This is a genomic window from Fructilactobacillus sp. X2R5C2, assembly GCF_059901375.1.
On sequence record NZ_JBWXUX010000004.1, the window covers coordinates 47,620 to 68,843 of the forward strand.

The window sequence follows — 21,224 nt, forward strand, 5'->3', positions numbered from 1 at the left end:
TGCCACTCAAACTATAAGGTAGTTAACCATTAAACCATTTCGTATCGTCTGGCTAATCTCAATAAAAATAGCCTCTCTGTCATTTGACTCTACTACTTATTAATTCAAATCTATATCAACATTATTTTATGCGATTTAAGGAGGGTTGTCAAAGCACGAAAAAATTGACAGTCCCGGCTTTTCAAATTAGAATTATTCACGAATTAAAGGGAGGAGTATGCACTTGAATAAGGATGAAAGAAACAAAGAGCAAGAGCGTGTTACCTGGGTTTCGCAACAACTAGACGAAAAAATCCAGGACACCCAAACTGAATACCAAAAAGCCAAGGCAGAAACTCAACGAGTTCAAAAGGACTATGGGACCAACACCTCTGCCAACTACTTAGAAGCAGACGATCGGATTGAAACCAGTGCGGATCTTCAACAGCAACGTAGTCTTACCAATAAAGTGGTCGAGGATCAAGCCATCGTTGAAAGCCAATTAGCAACTTATCGCGACCTACGACAGTCACCCTACTTTGGGCGCATCGACATTCAAGATGAAGGCTTTTCTGACGTGGACCACCTCTACATTGGGAAAGCTTCTTTCATTGACAAAGATGGCGAGTTCTTAATCTATGATTGGCGAGCTCCCATTTCGAGTGTCTACTATAATGGGACCCTTGGCAAAGTCGCTTACGATACTCCCAATGGCAAGCAAAATACCGATCTGCTAAAGAAACGTCAGTTTCAGATTAAGAACGGCAAGATTATCAACATGTTTGATACTAACGAAACGGTCGGCGATGAACTGCTTCAGAGTGCCTTAAGTGATGAAAACAACGAAAAGATGCAGAACATCGTGGCTACCATTCAACACGAACAAAATGACATCATCAGAGATACCAACAGTAACCTATTAGTGGTTCAAGGAGTCGCCGGTTCAGGAAAGACATCGGCTCTCTTGCAGCGCATTGCTTTTCTGCTGTATCACAGTCGGGATTCACTCAATGCCGACCAGATTCTACTGTTTTCGCCCAATCTTTTATTTAGTAACTACATTAAAGATGTGTTGCCAAGTCTAGGAGAACGGAACATGCGTCAGGTTACGCTGGCCGAATTCTTTGCTCACCGCCTGGAGGGCATGAAGGTTCAAACCTTATTTCAGCGGTATGAAGATAACGATCAAGATTTTGATCCCGCTCTCCGCGAATTCAAAAACAGTCAGAATTACATTGATCAAATTGAGGACTACGTTAAACGGTTAACTCCTGATCGCATTAAGTTTGATGACATTCACTTTAATGGCGAGGTCTACTTTTCAAAGGATGAGATTCGAGAAGTTTACGCTGCCCTTCCACAGGGGATGACCAGCAGTGAAAAACTGCTTCAAACCAAAAATAAGCTGATTAAGCGCCTCAAGAGTCGGATTCACAACGAGACCAAAAAGAAATGGGTTGCAGACATCATCGACACCATGAGTGATGAACAGTATCACAATCTACTCGGCGCAAAGCACCTAAACGACTTTGAGGAACTCGATGACGAACGGGATTATATTGCTACCCAATTAGTTAAAAATCGTCTAAGCACGGTCTACGATGCCATCTATAACGACGAATTTTTAGATCCCTACGTTCAATACGCTGATTTTCTTGACCATGTTAAGCTACCGAACCAGGTTGATTCGGACCAGTGGAAGCAAAGTAAGAATGACTTTTTAAGTCACATTGAATTTCACCAGATTGGTTTAGATGACACCGCTCCGTTACTGTACCTCCGGGATCGTTTCAGTGGTGAAAATAAAAACGTCAACATTAAGTACCTCTTTGTCGATGAGATCCAAGACTATTCCATTGCCCAAATTATGTATCTCAAACTCATCTTTCCGCGCGCTAAGTTCAATCTAATTGGCGATAGTGAACAGGCCATTTTTAAGGATGTGGAATCTGCTCAAACATTACTAGATAAATTGAATGATGCGATTCCAAGTAAACGTTCCCGTTTGATTCAATTAAATCGATCGTATCGTTCTACTTACCCAATTACCTCGTTCGCTAAATCCCTGCTGCCCGATGGCAATGACATTGAAGCTTTTAATCGTAACGGTGATAAGCCGGAATTGATCGTCAAAGATGGTTCAGAGGAATTGGAACAAACCCTCCTCAGCGTCATCAAGCAACAACTTCAAAAGCACGAAACCGTGGCTGTCATCACCAAGGATGCTGCGTCTGCCAAGCGGGTCTACCAGAAAGTGAACGCCAGGTTCGATGCCACCCTCTTAAAAGATAGTGATCGTGACATGACTTCTCCAGTCGTGGTTCTCCCGGTCTATCTTGCAAAGGGACTCGAGTTTGACTCTGTCGTTGCATGGGATACATCCAAACGAAACTATCCTAATGAACATTCACTTGGAGTCCTTTACACAATCCTGACACGGGCCATGCACTCGTTGACCCTGCTGTGTAATGGTGAGGTTTCCCCGTTAATTCCTAAGCGGGCCATCAGTAATAATTTAATTAAAGTTAGTAAAAATTCAACGGCTGAATAAAAAAATCTCACTACACAGTAGTGAGATTTTTCAATTAATTAACTTGATCAAACGAACCGGAAAGCCATTCCCGGGAGTCGAACCCGGCACCTTTTCCTTACCATGGAAATGCTCTACCTACTGAGCTAGAATGGCATTTTCATTTTACCACACCAAAAATGTTACACTAGGATAGAATTCGACAAAGATTAGAAAAGGAAGATAAAATGAAAAGACACTTTAAGATTGCCCTATTAGTAGCCTGCCTTGCACTATTCATGATTCCACTAGTGGGATGTCATCAATCCACGTCCAATGGCTCGAAAAAAATTCAGGTCGTTAGTTCCGTTAATTTCTACGGTGATGCCGCTCAAAAGGTGGTTGGCAAGTATGGTCATAATACTTCAATCATTAACTCTGACGTTGACCCCCACGATTTTGAACCAACAACTAATAACGCGAAAGAAGTTGCTAGAGCAAACGTGGTCATTGCCAACGGAATTGGATATGATGATTGGATGAAAGAACTGATCCACAACGCTGGTAACGATCATCAACAGGACATTAACGTTGGGGCATTAATGCACAAAAAAGATGGTGATAACGAACACATCTGGTATGATCCTGAAACCATGGATCACCTCGTTGATCGTTTAGTCACCATCTATAGTAAGATTGATCCTGACCACCGTGACTACTTTAAAAAGAATGCTCAGGAATACAAGAATGAGTGGGGAAAGACTCAGCAGTTAATCAAAAAACTCGCCAAAAATTCACACGGTCAATCAGTTGCTACGAGTGAACCAGTCTTTGACTACTCGCTTGATGCCCTTGGGTACAAGCTCAAGGATTACGGCTTTTCTAATGCAATTGAAAAGGGTGTCGATCCCTCTGTCAATGATATTGCCGAGCTTCAAAGCGATATGCGCAATCATAAGATCGCCTTCTTCGTTAACAACACTCAGTCTGACAGTCCTGTGGTTACTCAGATGGTTAAATATGCTAAAAAGTACAACGTCCCAATTCTAAACGTCTCTGAAACCGCACCAAGAGGCCAAAATTATATGCAGTGGATGACGAATCAGTATCGAGAACTAGAAAAAATTCAAGATCAACAATAAAAAAACGATGCTCAAAAATTTGAGCATCGTTTTTGTTTTATTTAACTCTTAAAGCTTGATCCATGGCTTTTTGTTCCATTTGTTTTTGAACTTTAGCCTGCATCTGAGCCTTAAAGTCACTCATTGCTTTCTTCTGCAACTTAGCTTGATCAGCCTGTGACATCTTTGGATTTTCTGCCATGGCTTGCTGCATTTTAGCAGTCACGAACTGTTTTCCAGAAGCAGCTGTCTGTTGCTGAGCCTGTGGATTTTGTTGTGACTTCTTCATCTGAGCCGCCTGCTGTTTCATAGCTTGCCCAAATGCTTTCGCCTGTTCAGGTGTGAAGACCATGTATCCAGACTTTACGTGGAAAGTATTGATTCGTTTAATGAAGGATTCCTTTTGTGCAAACATAAAGAAGACCTTATAAAACGAATTCTTATAAACCCAGTCTTGCTTCTTAGTGACTAGTTGATTAGAAGTGCCACCCTGTTTAATTTCATTAGTAGTGTCAACCGCCGGGGTTACGGTTGGCTTCTTTTGTTGCTTGTTCTTCTTATAAATAACGACTTTATTATTTGTCTGACCAATCTTTTTGTATAACAACATGTTAGCTTGGTCATTAACCGAGGTAAATGAAGTCGTTTGCGTGGTGGTTTTCTTCTTCATCCCCAAGTGATTGTGATAGTTACCGATCATTAGTCCAATACTAATGATAATCAGTAACCCAAATGAGATGCCGATGATATTGGACCACTTTTTATTAGTAATCAAATTCCAACTTAAGAAGAAGCCAACTAAAAAGATAATAAATAAAATAAATATCATTAGTCATTGCCTCCTTCATCATCATTCTTGTCAGCAGGAACCACGTATTTACCCTTCTTTAAAAGGAAGGTGCTCAAAAAGGCAATAGCAGAAATTACGAAAGCAATTCCAAAGGCTGCCATGTATCCCTTCAAAGTAGCGTTAATTGCACCGGATTGGTAAGCCAACGGATTAATCTTAAGCAAATGCTTAGCTGGCATATGATTGCTAGTAACGTTGGATAAGATTGAAATCATGACCGCCGTAGCGATTGAACCAGAAACCTGTCGAACCGTGTTATTAGCGGCAGTTCCATCACCCATCCGTTTGATTGGTAAAGCGTTCATTCCAGACGTCGTCACTGGCATCATTGACATTGAAACCCCAAACATTCTTGTAGCGTAAAGAATCGTTACGTACAATGTTGGCGTATCTTTAGTTAGAAAGATGAATGGGAAAGTTCCAACCGTCAAAAGGAATAGACCACCCATGGCAAGTCTTCTGGCACCAAACCGGTCAAAGAGTTGTCCTGTAACTGGACTCATTAATCCAGTTAAAATCGCTCCAGGCAACAGGGTTAGACCAGAATGGAAAGCACTCATTCCCCTTACAATCTGAAGATAAAGTGGCAAAACCATTTCAACTCCGACCATGGCCATGAAGACAACGGAACTGATTAAGGTTCCTAGTCGAAATTCACGGGCTTTAAAGACATCGAGATTAAGGAAGGGATGCTTCATAACTAGTTGACGCCAACCAAATAGAATAATGAAGATGACACCAATAATCAGCGACCAGATTACAACTGGACTACCCCAACCGTCGTTTCCGACTGATGAGAATCCATAGAGCAAACTACCAAAACCAATGGTAGAAAGGACTAATGAAAAGTAGTCTAGTTTACTCTTCTTGGTTGGTAGGACTGGCTTAACGAAGAAGAGACCCAAAACGATTACTACTGCCACAATTGGTGCAATAATTCCGAATAAAGACCGCCAAGATGAAATGTCGATGACCCATCCAGATAACGTAGGGCCAATGGCAGGTGCTAAACCAACAACAATGCCGGCTAGTCCTAAGGCGAATCCACGTTTTTCAGGTGGGAAAATCGAAAGCATGATGGTCTGAAGCAGTGGCATAGCAATTCCCACTCCGACCGCTTGGACCAAACGTGCAATAAACAGAACGCTAAACGTAGGTGCCACCCACGCCGTGACCGTTCCGATTTCAAAAATGATCATTGCCGATAAATATAACCATTTAGTGTTAAAACGTCCACTCAACCAGGCACTAACTGGAATCAAAATTCCGTTAACCATCATGAATCCAGTCGTTAACCACTGAACGGTTGAGGTATTAACATTAAACGCATGCATCAACGTTGGAAAAGCCGTTGATAAAATGGTCTGATTCAGAACCGTACAGAAGGTTCCAACTAAAAGAATAATGACAAACATCGTCCGATTATACTTTTTTCCATTTGCATCAACAGCTGGAAAATTATGCATTATAAATGTACCCCTTTCAAAACTTAATTAGTTTAACTCGCGTAAATTGCGATACTGTTAACTATACAACTATCTAATGTATGTGTCAACTTAATTGACACATACATTATTTTACATATAATGAATAGTGTATCATTTAACGGATGCATCGAGTTTGACAAAATAAAGAAAGTAGGTGCGCATTTGGAAAATGAGAATGATCATGACGTAGCCGATCTTAATGGTCGGCTTGGCAAAATCATCGAAAAGAATAACATTTCGGTTGGAATTGGTGATATTTCGAAGTGTTCGGGCATTCCACAGAGTAAGATTCGCTATTGGGAACAACGGGGTTACATCTCGTCGCTTCCCGTCCAGAAAAATCAAAATAAACGGTATAGTATTCATACTCTTATTACCGTGCTACTAATTAAATCATATCTAGAATCAGGTTTTACCTTAGTAACCGCAGTTAAAAAAGCCGAACGTCATGAGAAAATCAGTCAAGTTTTTAAGAAACTCATTCTTGATCGAGTTAAATACGTTAAAACTCGAGATGGTAATTATTGCATCAATATGGGAGCACTATCAGATGACCCAAGTAAATCAGTGGTGATCCAAATTATTGATGGTGACACTAAAATTAAATTAATGGACACAAAAAAAACACTTCCTAACTAACGGGAAGTGTTTTTGCTTACTAATTAACGTTAAATTATTTGTCTTCGCCTAACTTAACCTTGTCTAAAACATTTAAATCTGAGTCAATGTCGTAAACAATTGGTTGACCAGTAGCAATTTCAACATTCATGATGTCTTCATCAGAAATTCCTTCGATGTACTTCGTTAAAGCACGAAGAGAATTACCGTGAGCAGCAACAATAACGTTCTTATTGTCTAAGAGTTTTGGAGCAATGTGGTCTTGCCAGAATGGAATAACCCGTTCCAAAGTAACCTTGAGGTTTTCACCACCAGGAATTGCTTTAGGATCCAAGTCAGCATAACGACGGTCTTTAGCAGCTGAGCCCGCATCATTTGCGTCCAAAAGTGGAGGCAAAACATCGTATGAACGACGCCAGATGTGAACTTGTTCTTTACCAAACTTTTCAGCGGCTTCGGCCTTGTTTTGACCTTGAAGTGCACCATAATGACGTTCGTTTAAACGCCAAGATTTTGTAACTGGGATCCATAATTGGTCACTTTCGTCCAATACGTAATCCAAAGTCTTAATTGCACGCTTTAAAACTGAAGTGTAAGCCTGATCAAACTGAATTCCTGCTTCGGCAATCAACTTACCAGCATTCTTAGCTTGCTTAACTCCCTCTTCACTTAAGTCAACGTCAACCCAACCAGTGAATTGATTTGATAAGTTCCATTCGCTTTGACCGTGTCTAACAAATACTAATTTAGCCATTGTAATACCCCTCTTTTGTTTTAATCCAAGTTTATTTTACATCATTTGAAGCATTTTTTCATTAACTTACTGATCCATCCCGGCTTTTTGTTCTTACCAACATCATCAACGTTCTGAACTCCCAGAACATCCAACAGGAAGGTAAAGATAGGAACCGAAACAATCAGGCCCCATGTTCCAAAGATGTGTTCACCAACCAGTAAGACCACAAAGGTGAAGAAAATCGGTAATTCAGTCTTAGCCGACATAAACTTAGGGTTTAGGACATAGGCTTCAAGTAGGTGAACCAACATGATGATGATGAAAATATAGATTACGTATCTAAAGCCACCGACCGTGTAACCAACCAGCGTCAGCGGAATTAGCGAAATGATCACTCCAGCAACAGGAATCAAACTAAGAAAGAAGATCATGACCGCCAGAATCAAAAGTTGTGGAATCTGCATAATCCACAGGCAGATCGTCGTAATGGTGGTATTACAGATCGCGATAAAGAACTGCGCTTCAATTACCACCCCGAACGTCTTCACGAACGTTTTAGCGAAATACAAAATGTCTGAGAAGAACCAACCAAAGGTGCTGGTTAGAAATTTTTTCGAAAACCGTTTGACCTGCTTCAGTTCGAGGGTAAAGAAGAAACTGAGAAGAAGTGACATGAACATGGCAATTCCAGTTGTTCCAATACTAGTAATGTAACTAAAGATCAAGTTCATACTGCCCTTAATCTGATTAGGAACGTTAAAATTCTTTAATAACCAGAGCACCGAGGCCCTCACCTGTGGATTCTTGATCGAATGGGGGCTTTCATAGAACGTTATCAGGGTCTTGGTCGTTTCCACCCCCTGCTCGGCAACTTTAGGTAGGTAAAGGACACTCACCAGGATAATGGCACCAATGATCAACAAGTAGATTACAATCACCAAAATAGGAATTGGGATCTTAATTCGAGCGCGAATCCAGAGCACCAGCTTAGTGATTAGTAAGGTAAAAATAAAGGTCAAAAGAATGGTCGTCATCATTGAACGACATAGGTACAGTACCAAGATAATCAGCAATAAGACCGTTGCTCGTCTTAGTTTCGTGTTATTTAAAAATTTCTGCCACCAGTTTGTAATATTATCCATTTTTAATTTAATTGATCCTCTTTTCCAAAGTTATGATTTTACCTCAAGATGAAATGGTAACTCTTAACCCAGTAGCCTTCTTTGGTACGTCTGGAGTCCCTAGATTAGATGTTTTACCATTATTTTTCGAACGATTATTAGATGAAGGCACCACATGATTAACCTGTGCCTTCCTGTTATGTGATGAGGAATTTGATCGTTAATGTTACTTACACTTGTATATTCATGAAATAAGAAAATGGAGCCACCTAACATGACGATGATCACTATCACGATGATCCAAAGCCACTTCTTTTTCACGATTATTCCTCCATTTCAACCATAAGATGGAATGTTTTTATTATACCATCGATTGTAATTTGGTGAAATTTGTGTCAGTCTATTTTACGAGTTTCACAAAAAAAGGTTATAATGTCCTTATAACTATTGAATTAAAGAGAGGTTTTTATATGCTTGAAAAGACGTTTTATAGTGAATTTATCAAACACAGTTTTAATATTCCACTAAAGGTAACTTACTGGGACGGTTCAACTAAGACTTATGGTAAGGGTGAACCCAAAGCTCACATTACCATCCACAAAGCTATTCCAATCAAGGACATTACTAACAATGCTTCGATTGCTTTAGGTGAAGCTTACATGGACGGTGTCATCACCATTGAAGGAATCTCATTGGAAGACTTGGTTGCGGCTGCTTACCTTGATACCAGCAGTTTTCTTCATAACAAGAAGTTTATCAAATGGTTGCCAAAATCATCTCATTCCGAAGCTGCAAGTAAAAAAGATGTCCAAAAGCATTATGACATCGGAAACGAATTCTACAAGATTTGGCTTGATAAAACCATGACTTACTCTTGTGGTTACTGGGAAAGTCCCGAAGACAGTCTTTACGACGCCCAAATGAATAAGGTTCATCACATCATCAAAAAGTTGAATCCACAGCCTGGTGGTACCCTACTAGACATTGGTTGTGGTTGGGGAACCCTCATGCTGATCGCTGCCAAAGAATACGACCTAAAGGTAACTGGTGTTACCCTTAGTCAGGAACAATGTGACTACGTCAACGAACAAATCAAGAAGTATGGCTTAGAAGATGTCGCTGAAGTTCGATTACAAGATTACCGTGAACTTCCAAAATCTGAGAAATGGGACTACATTACCTCAGTTGGAATGTTTGAACACGTTGGAAAGGAAAACCTCGACGAATACTTCAAGGTGGTTTCTGATCACCTCGCCCAAAACGGAAACGCTTTGATCCACGGAATCACTAGACAACAGGGTGGTGCCATCAACGGTTGGTTGAACAAATGGATCTTCCCAGGTGGCTACATTCCCGGTTTGACCGAAAACTTGGATCACATTATTGATAACGGGATGCAAATTTACGATCTTGAATCACTAAGACGACACTATCAAAAAACTACGGAAACATGGGACAAGAATTTCAATGCTCACAGAAAAGAAATTGAAAACATGTTTGACGAACGTTTCTGTCGGATGTGGGACCTTTACTTACAAGCATGTGCCGCATCATTTAAGGTTGGAAACATCGACGTTATGCAATACTTAATTTCCAAGGGACCTGCTGGTGCTTCACTACCAATGACTCGAGATTATATGTATAAATAACTTTACAGATATTAAAAGACGTAACTTCAATTTTTGAAGTTACGTCTTTTTTATTGATTAAGTTAAAGGACAAAAGTTAGTAGAAACACGGCTGCTAATCCAGCCATCACCGAAACTAACATGGATCGTGTCCAGTAAGCAATTCCAATCACTAACACGGCAGCAATTAGCTCTGGTCCCTGACCACTGATTGAAAAGGCATAGGATTGATTAATGAAAATATCCTTTACGACCAATGAAGTGAACAAACAGATCGGGACAAACTCCATCCATTCGGTAAACCATTTTGGAATTTTACGTTTCCTAAAAAATGCTAGTGGTATAAACCTTGGAGCTAAAGCAACTCCGAAACACAACAATATTAACAGAAAGTGCTGCATCGCATCCCATTTCATAACAATTCTCCCAACTTATTCCTTTGGTGTTCCCGCAGGGTTTTTAAACGTCTTAAGAAAAATACTCTTTTTGTGTGTCTTATGTCTTCGACTCCGAAAGTACTTATCAAGTATGAAACCGACAAATGAAGCTACTAAGGTCGCCGCTACCAATCCTAGCGTTGATTTGGTTAACACCAGGAAGAAGATCGCAAGGCCAGCAGCAAGAAATGCGATGAACACTTTTAGCAAATCCTTTAGTTGCATCACAATCATGTATAAGAAAAGTGCGGTTAATGCAAAATGCACCACGGTTAAATCGATGGTTAAAGCTGAACCAATCAAACTCCCTACCAGATTACTAATGGTCCAGAAAAACAGCGTAAAATGTTCAACTTGAAGAGCGTCCTTGGGTGTCCACTTCTTATCCGTTGAAAACTTCAGATAGTTCACGGCGTAATTCTCATCATTTAGCGAACAGGCAAAGAAGAACGTAAAAAGCGTATTCTGTCCATGAAGATACTTTGAAAGACTCGAGCCTAGCAAAGCGTATCGTAGTTCAAGGAAAAATAGCATCAAAACGATCGTTAAAAGTGGCGAATTAATGGTTAACATAGATGCGATCAAAAATTGAGCTCCACCAGAAAATACCAGTAGTGAAACCAAGATCGTGTTAAAAGTGTTAAACCCAGCCGCATGCAATAGAATCCCACAAGCTAATCCAATGGGAATATAGCTCAAATCTAAAGGAAATGAAACCTTTAAATTCTCTTTCCAAGCAGGTTCGTTAGGATTCGGTACTAATTTTGTCAATTGAAATCCTCCACTTGATTTCTCGAATAAAATATTTAAAAAAATTAATCAACTTTTTGCGTACAATGTTTATTATAAGAAAAAATGGTGAAATAACAAACCATAATTTGATTCTAACGGTAATTATTAGAAAAAGCTAACTACATCACGATACAATCTCACAAAGAAATTAACCTTATCAACGCTTTGTCCGGTAACGATTGGTGCCTTACCACCACTCTGATTTAAGAACTCAACTTTCTGATTTTTTAATCCAACTTGATTCGTTCCGATTTTTTGATTTTTCAGCACCGGAGCCGTAATTTCATTATTTTTTGAAACCTTGGGATCAAGCTTAATCTTATTGGTAAACTGAGCTGGTTGAGCAATTTTACCCCAAAGTGTGATGGATTTTGTCATTTTAACCTTAACTTCTTTTTGTTTTCCGTTCCTTACCCTTAATTTAAACTGATCATTATCGTATTTCATGGGACGGTAATTCTTTATGACATGCTCCATCAGCTCTTTGGTAACCACAAACCGTTGGTTGGGCTTTGCGCCCATGATGACGGTGATGATCCGATGACCATGATGATTATCTAGGGTTCCCGCAAAGTTCTCGCCCGCTTTTTGGGACGTTCCCGTCTTGAGACCATCCACATTTAAAGCCGGATCATAGTACCGCTGGCCCTTTAACATTTCGTCAGAAGTCTTAACCACTTCTTTTTGCTTCCCAGAGACATCACTGAACGTGTAACTTGCTTGCCTCGTCGTTTTCAAAATTGCAGGATCTTTGGCAATAATTTTCTGGGAAATAATGGCAGTGTCTCGTGCCAACATTTCGTTTTCGGCGTCTCCTTGAACCTTTGGTAAATTCATGGGAGCCACTTGCTCATTCGTCAGACCACACGCATTATAAAATTGAGCGTCTCTAATTCCCAGTTCCTTAGCGGTAGAACGCATCGTTTTTGCAAAATTCTGACTGTTGCCAGCAACTTTATCACCAAGAGCCATGGCACTGGCATTAGCTGATCCAATTAAAGCGGATGAATAGAGGGACTTCACCGTATACTTCTTATGAGCATCTAGTTTAACGTTGGTAAATCCCTTCTTGGTACTTAACTTAGCTACTTCTGGTGAGATGGTGACTTGATCATTCCATTTTAGTTGATGATCGTGAACTCGCTTCTGGACTATGTACGCGGTGAGTAACTTACTCATCGATGCCGCCGGCAAATTCTTGGTGGCATTTTTTTGATAAATAATTTGACCCGACTTGGCATCGACCGCAATTGCTGACTTACTGTCGATCCCATCTGAATTAGCTTGAGCAAGGGTTTCTGGCACCATCGCAATAAGCGCAACGACCATAATTAAAAATGAAACAATCAGCTGGTGGGTATTCGCATTACTTTTCTTGTTTTTCATTTGCCTCTCCTGTCATACGTTTATTTTTCTGTAACGGATGATTAACATCTAACGGAAGATAAATCTTAAATGCGGTAAGTTTTTTGGTTGACGAAACGTTAATGTATCCGCCCTGGTTCGTCACGATTTCACGGACGATGGCAAGACCTAACCCGGTTCCACCAGTCTTGGTATTTCGTGATTCTTCAACCCGATAGAAGCGGTCAAAGATGTGTTCTAGAGACCGTTTGGGAATCTGTTCCCCATCATTTGCGACCACAATTTCAACGCCATTTTTACCCTCAGGTTTAGCGGATAAATAAATGTTCTTACCACCCTTTCCGTACTTAAACGCATTAGAGATCAGATTATTAAAGACACGACCCAGGAATTCCGCGTTGGCTTTAATCCAAACGTTCTTTTTTAAGGGTTTCATCTCAATTGACATCCCATGTTTAGAAGCGTCCAGCTTAAACGATGCCTGCAATTGTTCTAACAGAGCGTTTACGTCGATATTATCAATTTCTTGTGATGGTTTCGATTTATCCCCTGCTTTAGCATACTCAAACAAGCGATCAACCAACTGCTTCATTTGTTGCGCCTTCAAATATGCAATGTGAGAGTATTTTAAGATTTCATCCTGGTTTTTACACTGACCATCTTCGATAAGGCCAAGGTATCCCAAAATCGATGTTAAAGGAGTTCGAAGATCGTGGCTGACACTGGTCACTAACTTGTCCTTTGAGACCTCCACCTTTCGTTCGTCATTCATGGATTCAATTACACTATCAACCAAGGCATTAATGCTTTGGATAACCCGTTCAGTATCACCCTTCAACTCAAACGGAATTCGATGATCAAAATGTCCGTTAGCGATGTAGTGCAGCTCCGAAATGATATGACGTAGTTGCATCTGATGATAACGACGGATCAGCCGCCAGTAAATAATGATGACATCGATGACGCCCATCGCCACGATGAAGAGGTTCTCCCAACTTAACAAATGGAAGTGCATCGGACCAAACGTAACCGATTGTTTGATGATAAAGATCCCATCTCGAAGTCCCGGGTTACTTTCAATTGATTGGGTAATGATAACGGTAATGGCCAGGTTTAAAAGGAGTAATAAGATTAAAGTAACTACTCCCTCACCAAATAATTCAGTTTTTTCCTTTGTTGTTAATTTCAAACCACAGGTTCCTCTTTATGCTTCTACTTTATAGCCAACGCCCCACACGGTCTGGATGACTTTTTCACCACCAGTTGCCTCTTCAATCTTATCGCGTAAGTGACTTACGTGAACCATAACGGTTTTAGCGGAAATAATACTTTCCTGTTTCCAAACCCGTTCAAAAATTTCATCAGCCGAAAAGACTCGATTAGGATGACTAGCAAGAAGATACAGGATTCCAAATTCTAATGCGGTTAGCTGAATTTCCTTGCCATCATCTGTCTTCACCTCATGAGAATCCTTGTTAATGGTAAGTGGTCCCACGTTCAAAATGTCGGGCTTGGCTTTAGTAACATCGTTCTGACTCCGACGAAGTAACGAACGAACTCGGGCCATGATTTCAAGGGGGTTAAATGGTTTGGTAACGTAATCATCAGCTCCCGATACCAGTCCTTGAATCTTATCCATGTCAGCCGTTTTGGCAGATAAAACGATAATTGGAATCTGAGAATCTTTTCGAATCTCCTTAATCACATCAATTCCACTCATTCCGGGCATCATAATATCCAAAATGACAAGTCCAATGTCAGGTTCGGTTCGTAGCAGTGAAAGGGCATCATTCCCGTTATAAGCTGAAACTGGTTCATAACCTTCATTTTTAATATAAATTTCTAATAATTGTGCGATTTCTTTGTCATCATCAACAACTAAAATTTTCATTTTAATTACCTCTAATTCACTATTTTTCTTTAGTTTATCAGATTGAAAATAGAGATTAACCCAAATTGTTTTAACATTATAAACATTTAAACTTTTACATCAAAAAAATCGTAGACCGGTTGATCCACGATTAATTAATTAGTTTCGGTTTCCAGTAAAGAGTCCATTGGTAATTGGGAAACGATGACGCATGTACAGAATTCCCGCAATTCCAATGACACCGATCACTGCATCAACGATCGGACCAGTAATTGGATTAATTATTCTTGGAATATAAGTCCCACCAAAGAATACTAGCATCCAAATGGCAAACAATAGGACCATCATCAAAGCTCGAATAATCCCGTTGTACTTGTGTTTAACTCCAGGTGCAAAGAGGTTGGTCATCAGTGGCATCCCTGCTCCAGCAACAATTGATGAAACAATGATTCCGGTAATTCCCATGACACCACCCTTTGATGCCTGTGAGGAGTTGATGAAGAACATCGCAGCATATAAGAAACAGAACAAAACCAAGAACCATAAGAAATTGTACGTCGCATCAATGACATAGGTCATGGGTGTCAACTTTTGTGGTTTCTTGGGTGGATGAACCGTAAGCTCGACTTTTTGCGTTACCGTGCCGTACAAGTTCTTAGCGGTCACCCCGCGCTTCTGGGCTTTCTTTAATTCATCAACCATTTCACTAATCTTGGTAGCCTGTTTTTCTGGTTCCAGTTTGGTCTCAGACAGTTCCTGCTTGAATTTGTACATATACTCAGCGTTTCGCTTGGTTAGACCAACGTGATCAAATTGCTCCCGTTCAGCAATCTTAGTATTTGAGTGATGTTGATGTTGCTTAGCTTTCGCATTTCGTTTTCGATTGTCTTCCTCGCTCATAGTTTCCTCCTAAACGTTGAATCTAAATTCGGCAATGTCACCGTCTTGCATGACGTAGTCCTTACCTTCAACCCGTAGTTTTCCAGCATCCTTAACGGCATTTTCACTACCATATTTATCAAGGTCATCAAATGACATGATTTCTGCTCGAATAAATCCACGTTCAAAGTCAGAATGGATAATACCAGCTGCTTGAGGAGCTTTGGTTCCCTTCTTAAAGGTCCAAGCCTTCGTTTCCTTACCACCGGCGGTAAAGAACGTTTCAAGACCGAGTAATTTGTAAGAAACCCGAATCAATTTGTTTAATCCTGGCTCAGTTACGCCTTCCGCTTCAAGAAAATCAGCCTTATCATCGTCGCCTAGTTCCGCAATTTCTTGTTCGGTTTCAGCCGCAATACCAATGGCCTGAGCTCCATGTTTTTTAGCATAGTCATTAACCAGTTTAAAGTACTTATCGCTGGCAGGATCAGCCATTGAAGCTTCACTAATGTTAGCAACATACAAGACCGGTTTCGATGTTAACAGGAACAATCCCTTCACGATTTTCTGCTCATCTTCATCAAAATCAATGTCACGAACTGCGCCGCCATCTTCTAGAACCGGTTTAATTTTATTTAAAACATCCAGTTCTTCTTTGGCTTCATCAGATCCCTTGGCAGCCCGTTGAACCTTGCCAATTCGTTTATCAACGGCATCCAAGTCGGCAATTCCCAATTCGACGTTGATAGTTTCAATGTCACCAACTGGATCCACTTTCCCAGTTACTGAGGTAATATTGTCATCGTCAAAAGCACGTACCACGTGCACGATGGCGTCAACCTGACGAATATTTTCCAGGAACTTGTTTCCAAGTCCTTCACCTTTACTTGCACCCTTTACGATTCCCGCAATGTCGGTAAATTCAAAGGTGGTTGGTACCACTTTCTTGGCTGGAATTAGTTCTTGAATCCGATCCAGTCGTTTGTCTGGAACTTCCACCATTCCAACATTTGGATCAATCGTTGCAAAAGGATAGTTAGCCATTTCGGCTCCAGCCTTTGTAATGGCATTAAAAAGTGTTGACTTACCAACGTTCGGCAACCCAACGATTCCCGCTGTTAAAGACATCCTGTTTACCTCTTTTTAATTAATTTTCTGCGTGCTTCTCTAATACTTTTTTTAAACGTTTCTCAAATTGTCGTCGACTAATCATAACGATATGGCCACATCCCGTGCACTGCACCTTAATGTCAGCACCCATTCGAATGATTTCCCATCGATTGGTTCCACATGGATGAGGCTTCTTCATTTCAACGATATCATGCATTCCATACATAAAAATATCCTCCCTAGTCGAGATGAATATCCAATAAATCTAAAATCCGGTTTAAATCATCAGTTGACATATAATCAATTTGGATCTGACCCTTACCAGCTTTAGTATTCGTTTCGTTGATCAATACTTTCGTACCAAACTTATCCTGAAGCTGATCCTCACTCTCTTTAATGTAGGGTGATTTGGTTCGCTTGGTTGTCGGTCGCTTGTTTTTCGTTGAATTGGACTTATTAGCCCTGGCAATTAGTTTTTCTAACTGTCTAACCGTCAGGGTTTCGTCCTTAGCCTTTGCAGCTAGACTCAACAGCTGAGACTTCTCTTTTACCGAAAGCAAAGCTCGCGCCTGTCCCATTGACAACTGCTTTCGTTGAAGCATTTCTTTCACTGGTTGAGGAAGTCCCAATAACCGTAAGTAGTTAGCGATGTATGGTCGACTCTTACCTAATCGTTCTGATACCTGAGCCTGCGTTAGATTCAGTTTGGTCATTAAAGTATCATAGGCCTGAGCTTCTTCTAACGGATTAAGATCTTCTCGCTGTAAGTTTTCCATGACAGCAATTTCCATCATTTGTTCTTCAGTAGCATCACGAACAATGGCTGGAATCTTGGTCTTAGCGGCAGCTTTTGAAGCCCGAAAACGACGTTCACCAGCAATAATCTGGTAACGATTTTTATCAGTGTCATGTCTGACAATGATTGGCTGAAATACCCCTGATTCTTCAATCGATTTCGTTAAATCATCCAGGGCTTTTTGGTCAAACTTCTTTCGTGGTTGATAGGGATTAGGTGAAATCTTAGTTAGGTCAAGATCAACGACCGCTTCGTCATCATTGTTAACGTCATTGTCCTTAAACAATGCCTCAATTCCACGTCCTAAGCCCTTGCTATTTTTGTTGGTCATGGGCAGCTAACACTTCCTTTGTCAATTCCATGTATACTTTGGCACCTTTTGATTTAGCATCGTAGTCAATGATTGGTAATCCGTGACTGGGTGCTTCCGATAAGCGAACGTTTCTTGGAATAACGGTCGTATATACCTTATCCTTAAAAAACTTACGAACTTCACTATTAACTTGTGCTCCAAGATTAGTACGGGAATCAAACATCGTCAATAACACTCCCTCAATTTTAAGATTGGGGTTAAAGTGTTTTTGGACTAGTCCAATGGTATTGAGCAATTGACTCAATCCCTCCAGAGCATAGTATTCCGATTGAACCGGAATAAGGATTGAATTACTTGCGGTAAAAGCATTAATTGTAATTAGTCCCAGAGATGGTGGACAGTCAATCAGAATATAATCATATTGATCAGAAATACTATCAAGTGCCGACTTCAGTCGGGTTTCTCGTGCCATCATGGGTGTTAATTCAATTTCAGCCCCAGATAGTTGGATGGTGGCAGGAACGATATCAAGATTTTGATGTGAGGAGTGTAAAATGACGTTTTCAATTGGCTCTTCGTTAACTAAAACGTCATAAACATCCTTATTAATTTTTTGCTTGCTCAGACCAACTCCGCTGGTGGCGTTTCCCTGTGCATCAGCGTCAACCAGTAGAACTTTTTTACCTTGAGTAGCAAGATCAGCACCCAAGTTAACAGCCGTGGTAGTCTTTCCGACCCCACCCTTTTGGTTTGCAAGCGATATAACGGTTCCCATGTTGTTCCCTCCTTGTTACGTGATTACTTAAGTGGATCCTTATTAGGGGTTCCAGCTTTTCTTGGATATTTCTTTGGTGTTTCCTTCACTTTATCAATCACAATGATGTTACGAACTTCGTTGTTTTCCGGTAACTTGAATTCGAAATCGTCTTCAACTTTTCCACCTAAGGTTGTAATGGCGTGCTGAGCCGCCTTTAATTCTTCGGGAGCTCGAGCCGCTTTTAACGCAATCAATTTGCCACCGATCTTAACCAATGGCAAACACAATTCTGAAAGAACGCTTAGACGAGCAAGAGCTCGGGCCGTTGCGAAATCAAACTTCTCATGATCCTTCGATCGTTTCCCACCGAACTCTTCGGCGCGGGCGTGAACCAACCGCACGTCCTTTAATCCCAGTTGGTCGATTAATTGTTGTAAAAAGATAATTCGTTTGTTGAGTGAATCCACGATGGTAACCTGTAAATCAGGATTAATAATCTTAAGTGGCATGGAGGGGAAGCCAGCTCCTGCCCCAACATCCACGATTGATTTATTCTGAAGTAATTCAGGAATGTAGAAGGCTGGGGTAAGTGAATCATAAAAATGTTTGAGATACACATCATCTTGTTCCACAATGGTCGTTAAGTTTACCTTTTGGTTGTAAGCAACCAGTAGCTTGTAATAAGTGGCAAACTGTTGCTCCTGCTGACTCGACAATTGCAGATCATGCTTTTCCAATGCGGCTTTAAATTGTTCTGGATTCATTAGACTCTCCCACGATGAACAAAACGCTTCCACGTTCTGTTTCATCTAATTCAACAAATTAGATTCTTATTTCATTATAACGAAATTTTAAAGTTTTCGTTACCAAAAAAATAAAAAAGTCGAGAGATTATCAAGTGTCTAACTTTTATAGAGCACTTCAATCCTTCTCGACTCTTTACTACTTTTTCATATTTTGAACTTCTGTTTTAAACCAGCGGTTAAAAGCGGCAGCATCAATATCAACGGCCACATCAGCGTTGGTTTCACCATTATGATAAGCGCCCCGAATGTCACCAACCGTCGCCCCATTAGCGGGTCCCGTAGTTTGAATATCAATCCACATTGGTTCAGTGGTGAGATCTTCGGGATGAAGCAGGTAGAAGATGGTATTAACGTCATGCATGGCGACGCCGTTCTCGCTTTGATCACTATCGCTGGTAATAATATCATGCAACATCTTTCCCGCTCGATTCATATTCTGAATCTCTTCTAGGGTTTCATTGGTTAGGAGAGCCTTTTTCGTAACATCCAAGCCAATCATCACAATGGGAACGCCACTTTGATACATGATTTTAGCAGCATCGGGATCGGTAAAGACGTTAAATTCTGCCGCACTGGTCATATTACCACGTCCCAGAGCGCCTCCCATTGCCACAATTCGGCTTAATTTAGATTTAACTTCGGGATATTCTGAAAGAAGTAGGGCTATGTTAGTGTAAGAACCAGTCGCAACTAGCGTCACCGGCTCCTCACAATTCATGATGTGTTCGTGTAAAGCTGCGACCGCCGTTTTCTTTAACGGTGATGGTAAATCATCAGAAAACTCATAGCCACGCATTCCCGACTCTCCGTGAATGCGAGCCGCGTCTTCAAATGGTTTCACCAGTGGGTCTTGTGCTCCGGCAGCTACTGGAACAGCATCACCATCATGAAAAAAGTTAATGATCTTGAGCGCATTGATCGTGGTTTTATCAACCGTCACGTTTCCAGAAACGGTCGTTACCAGGTCAACGTCTAGTTCTGGATCATTTAATGCGACTGACAGAGCAGCTGCATCATCGATGCCTGGATCCATATCCATAATGATTTTTTGCATAATATCCCTCCGTTACGATTATGTGATTATCATTTAATTTTACCACACGCTTAACCTTATTCTTACTTTTGAAACCAACAAAAAAGAGCCCGCTAAACCGGCTCTTTCCTTAAATACGGAATTAAACTTTTAGAGGGACGTTTAACCTTAGCTAAAATCCCCAGTCCGTCTAATACCGTTCCACCAATCACACTGACACGATCAATATCCTCAATGTGTTTTCCATTCGATTGATTATCGTATAGCATTACTGGTAAAATCTTGTAAGTTGATAGTCCATCCTGGGTCTGCGAATCGCCCACCCGACTGGATGTCACAATTAATAAATCATCATCTTCAAGAGAATCCATCAGTTCACCTAACATGACGTCGACCTTTTTTAATTCAGAAGAAAATTGGTCAAGGTCGCCCTCCATGGCAGCCGCCTGCAATTCTGGAACTTGAGCGTAAATGAAACCACTTCGCATCTTTTCCAGTTGCTGGTTCAGTTCCACAAACGTTGCCGTATTATTTGGGACCTGGATTCGCTTAGAGAAGTCCTGGACCTGAAGGTATTCCACAAACCGTGAAATGATGACCGAACTCTTTTGGGCTTTGTAAACCTCTTCAAATACGCTTGAAACGCGCGAATTAACGGCACAATCAAACATTTCACGCAAACCAGACGCTGGCTTATTTACTACCGAATTAGTCCGAACCAAACCATATGCGCCAACCGGATTAACTTCATCTGAAGAATGGTCACCGTTGAAAAAAATGTTGAAAAGTCCTAAACGTCTAAGGGTCGGTAAATCTGACTTTGAGGACTGATTCAAAACGTGTGAAAGGATGTTGTCGCTTGAGGCGTTGAGTTGTTCTGCCTCGTTGTCCGAGCGTAAACCAAGTGATGCCAAATCCACAACAATTACTCTTTTATAACTCACGTTTTCATCTCCCGTACTCAATAAAATTTAATTGTATACTATCATGCAATAATAAGCCGCCCATGTCAATTGA

21 protein-coding genes and 1 tRNA gene are annotated in these 21,224 nt (G+C 40.7%); 4 read left to right on the forward strand and 18 right to left on the reverse strand.

Annotated elements, in window-relative coordinates:
- Window positions 1-217 precede the first annotated feature (217 nt).
- Complete coding sequence (gene helD / locus AC6UD2_RS05760) at window positions 218-2,530, forward strand: RNA polymerase recycling motor HelD (protein ID WP_500698290.1); 2,313 nt, start codon at window positions 218-220, stop codon at window positions 2,528-2,530.
- 62 nt (window positions 2,531-2,592) lie between these two features.
- On the opposite strand, the gene AC6UD2_RS05765 is transcribed toward helD, so the two are convergent.
- Window positions 2,593-2,665, reverse strand: a tRNA-Thr gene (locus AC6UD2_RS05765).
- A 71-nt stretch (window positions 2,666-2,736) separates the two neighbouring features.
- Between AC6UD2_RS05765 and AC6UD2_RS05770 the strand changes: the two genes are divergently transcribed.
- Window positions 2,737-3,630, forward strand: a complete 894-nt coding sequence (locus AC6UD2_RS05770) for a metal ABC transporter solute-binding protein, Zn/Mn family (protein ID WP_500698291.1) — start codon at window positions 2,737-2,739, stop codon at window positions 3,628-3,630.
- Window positions 3,631-3,667: 37 nt separating this feature from the next.
- On the opposite strand, the gene AC6UD2_RS05775 is transcribed toward AC6UD2_RS05770, so the two are convergent.
- A complete protein-coding gene (locus AC6UD2_RS05775; RefSeq protein WP_500698292.1) occupies window positions 3,668-4,438 on the reverse strand; it encodes a DUF4811 domain-containing protein in 771 nt (256 codons plus the stop codon).
- A complete protein-coding gene (locus tag AC6UD2_RS05780) occupies window positions 4,438-5,925 on the reverse strand; it encodes an MDR family MFS transporter (RefSeq protein ID WP_500698293.1) in 1,488 nt (495 codons plus the stop codon). Before AC6UD2_RS05780 ends, AC6UD2_RS05775 begins: the two co-directional genes overlap by 1 nt.
- 183 nt (window positions 5,926-6,108) lie before the next feature.
- Here AC6UD2_RS05780 and AC6UD2_RS05785 point away from each other — a divergent pair, with 183 nt between their 5' ends.
- A complete protein-coding gene (locus AC6UD2_RS05785) occupies window positions 6,109-6,585 on the forward strand; it encodes a MerR family transcriptional regulator (RefSeq protein WP_039145007.1) in 477 nt (158 codons plus the stop codon).
- Between the two features lie 34 nt (window positions 6,586-6,619).
- On the opposite strand, the gene AC6UD2_RS05790 is transcribed toward AC6UD2_RS05785, so the two are convergent.
- Both AC6UD2_RS05790 and AC6UD2_RS05795 read right to left on the reverse strand, forming a co-directional pair.
- Window positions 6,620-7,318, reverse strand: coding sequence for a 2,3-diphosphoglycerate-dependent phosphoglycerate mutase (locus AC6UD2_RS05790; protein ID WP_039145009.1), 699 nt, complete (start codon window positions 7,316-7,318; stop codon window positions 6,620-6,622).
- A 41-nt stretch (window positions 7,319-7,359) separates the two neighbouring features.
- Window positions 7,360-8,442, reverse strand: a complete 1,083-nt coding sequence (locus AC6UD2_RS05795; protein ID WP_500698294.1) for an AI-2E family transporter — start codon at window positions 8,440-8,442, stop codon at window positions 7,360-7,362.
- Between the two features lie 449 nt (window positions 8,443-8,891).
- Between AC6UD2_RS05795 and AC6UD2_RS05800 the strand changes: the two genes are divergently transcribed.
- Window positions 8,892-10,070 (forward strand): class I SAM-dependent methyltransferase, encoded by a 1,179-nt coding sequence (locus AC6UD2_RS05800; protein WP_500698295.1) that lies wholly within the window; start codon window positions 8,892-8,894, stop codon window positions 10,068-10,070.
- A 62-nt stretch (window positions 10,071-10,132) separates the two neighbouring features.
- Here AC6UD2_RS05800 and AC6UD2_RS05805 read toward each other — a convergent pair whose 3' ends face one another.
- The 13 genes from AC6UD2_RS05805 to AC6UD2_RS05865 form a co-directional block, all read right to left on the reverse strand.
- Entirely contained in the window at window positions 10,133-10,465 is a 333-nt protein-coding gene (locus tag AC6UD2_RS05805) for an AzlD domain-containing protein (RefSeq protein ID WP_039145015.1), read from the reverse strand.
- 15 nt (window positions 10,466-10,480) lie between these two features.
- The gene (locus tag AC6UD2_RS05810) at window positions 10,481-11,257 is read right to left on the reverse strand and encodes an AzlC family ABC transporter permease (protein ID WP_039145017.1); all 777 of its coding nucleotides are present in this window, start codon (window positions 11,255-11,257) and stop codon (window positions 10,481-10,483) included.
- Between the two features lie 126 nt (window positions 11,258-11,383).
- A complete protein-coding gene (locus AC6UD2_RS05815; protein WP_500698296.1) occupies window positions 11,384-12,664 on the reverse strand; it encodes a D-alanyl-D-alanine carboxypeptidase family protein in 1,281 nt (426 codons plus the stop codon).
- Complete coding sequence (locus AC6UD2_RS05820) at window positions 12,645-13,832, reverse strand: sensor histidine kinase (RefSeq protein WP_500698297.1); 1,188 nt, start codon at window positions 13,830-13,832, stop codon at window positions 12,645-12,647. Before AC6UD2_RS05820 ends, AC6UD2_RS05815 begins: the two co-directional genes overlap by 20 nt.
- A gap of 15 nt (window positions 13,833-13,847) precedes the next feature.
- A complete protein-coding gene (gene croR, locus AC6UD2_RS05825; RefSeq protein ID WP_039145020.1) occupies window positions 13,848-14,534 on the reverse strand; it encodes a response regulator transcription factor CroR in 687 nt (228 codons plus the stop codon).
- Window positions 14,535-14,672: 138 nt separating this feature from the next.
- Entirely contained in the window at window positions 14,673-15,413 is a 741-nt protein-coding gene (locus tag AC6UD2_RS05830) for a DUF1129 family protein (protein WP_039145022.1), read from the reverse strand.
- 9 nt (window positions 15,414-15,422) lie between these two features.
- Window positions 15,423-16,520: a redox-regulated ATPase YchF gene (gene ychF / locus AC6UD2_RS05835; RefSeq protein WP_500698298.1), complete on the reverse strand. Its 1,098-nt coding sequence runs from the start codon at window positions 16,518-16,520 to the stop codon at window positions 15,423-15,425.
- A 19-nt stretch (window positions 16,521-16,539) separates the two neighbouring features.
- A complete protein-coding gene (locus AC6UD2_RS05840) occupies window positions 16,540-16,728 on the reverse strand; it encodes a DUF951 domain-containing protein (RefSeq protein ID WP_010022893.1) in 189 nt (62 codons plus the stop codon).
- A 13-nt stretch (window positions 16,729-16,741) separates the two neighbouring features.
- Entirely contained in the window at window positions 16,742-17,629 is an 888-nt protein-coding gene (locus AC6UD2_RS05845) for a ParB/RepB/Spo0J family partition protein (protein WP_500698299.1), read from the reverse strand.
- Window positions 17,613-18,386 (reverse strand): ParA family protein, encoded by a 774-nt coding sequence (locus AC6UD2_RS05850; RefSeq protein ID WP_500698300.1) that lies wholly within the window; start codon window positions 18,384-18,386, stop codon window positions 17,613-17,615. Before AC6UD2_RS05850 ends, AC6UD2_RS05845 begins: the two co-directional genes overlap by 17 nt.
- A gap of 23 nt (window positions 18,387-18,409) precedes the next feature.
- Window positions 18,410-19,132, reverse strand: a complete 723-nt coding sequence (gene rsmG, locus AC6UD2_RS05855; RefSeq protein WP_500698301.1) for a 16S rRNA (guanine(527)-N(7))-methyltransferase RsmG — start codon at window positions 19,130-19,132, stop codon at window positions 18,410-18,412.
- Window positions 19,133-19,310: 178 nt separating this feature from the next.
- Complete coding sequence (gene rihC / locus AC6UD2_RS05860; RefSeq protein WP_500698378.1) at window positions 19,311-20,231, reverse strand: ribonucleoside hydrolase RihC; 921 nt, start codon at window positions 20,229-20,231, stop codon at window positions 19,311-19,313.
- 89 nt (window positions 20,232-20,320) lie between these two features.
- Complete coding sequence (locus AC6UD2_RS05865) at window positions 20,321-21,151, reverse strand: phosphopentomutase (protein WP_500698302.1); 831 nt, start codon at window positions 21,149-21,151, stop codon at window positions 20,321-20,323.
- Window positions 21,152-21,224: the final 73 nt, after the last annotated feature.